Origin of the sequence: Kitasatospora putterlickiae (assembly GCF_039527695.1) — a bacterium.
GTDB lineage: Bacteria > Actinomycetota > Actinomycetes > Streptomycetales > Streptomycetaceae > Kitasatospora > Kitasatospora putterlickiae.
The window spans coordinates 1-817 of record NZ_BAAAKJ010000193.1; the positions used below are offsets into that span (position 1 = coordinate 1).

Below are 817 nucleotides of genomic sequence, written 5' to 3' on the forward strand. Positions count from 1 at the left end.
GCCGCCACCCGCACCGGGTCGGCGCGCTGGCCCGGCGCGGCGCTGATCGGCTACCTGCCGGCCGTCTTCGTCTGCCATCTGCTGATCGGCCTGGGGGGCACCTCATGAGGACGGACCACCTGTACATCGCCGGCCTGGCCGCGCAGGTGCCCCGGCTCTGGCCGATCGCCGACGCGGTCGCCGCCGGCCGGGCAGGCGCGGAACAGGCCCTGGTGGACGGCTGGACCAGCGTGTCCGTCGCCGACGGCACCCCGGCGCCGGAACTCGCCGCCGAGGCCGGCCGGCTCGCCCTCAAACGCTCCGGCCTGCGTGCCGAGGACGTCCGCCTGGTGCTGCACGCGGGCACCTACCACCAGGGCCCGGACGGCTGGTACGCCGCGAACTACGTGCAGCACCACGTCCTCGGCACGGCGGCCCCGGCGATCGGCCTGGACCAGGGCTGCACCGCGATGCTGGACGGCGCCCGCCTGGCGCACGGCCAGCTCGCCCACGCCCCGGCCCGCTCCGCCGTCCTGGTCTCGGCTGCCGACAACTTCGGCACCCCGACCCTCGACCGGTTCACCTACGCCCACGGCTTCGGCACCGGGCGCGGCTCCATCCTCGGCGACGCCGGCTGCGCCGTGCTGCTGTCCGCCACCGCCGGACCGCTGCGGATCCGCTCCCTCGTCCAGTCCTCGCTCTCCTCCTGGGAACGGCTCTACCGGGGGACCGAGGAACTGTTCCCACCCGGCCCGGCGGGCGGCGCCGCCATCCCCGTGGGCCGGCGGATGGGCGCCTACGCCGACCAGGTGACCGACCGGGACCTGCGGCAGGGCAT

The 817-nt window shown here is 76.4% G+C and carries 1 protein-coding gene; it reads left to right on the forward strand.

Annotated elements, in window-relative coordinates; genetic code table 11:
- Positions 1–104: 104 nt before the first annotated feature.
- A partial coding sequence (locus ABD308_RS19260; RefSeq protein WP_344336178.1) for a beta-ketoacyl-[acyl-carrier-protein] synthase family protein occupies positions 105–817 on the forward strand: 713 nt, incomplete at its 3' end.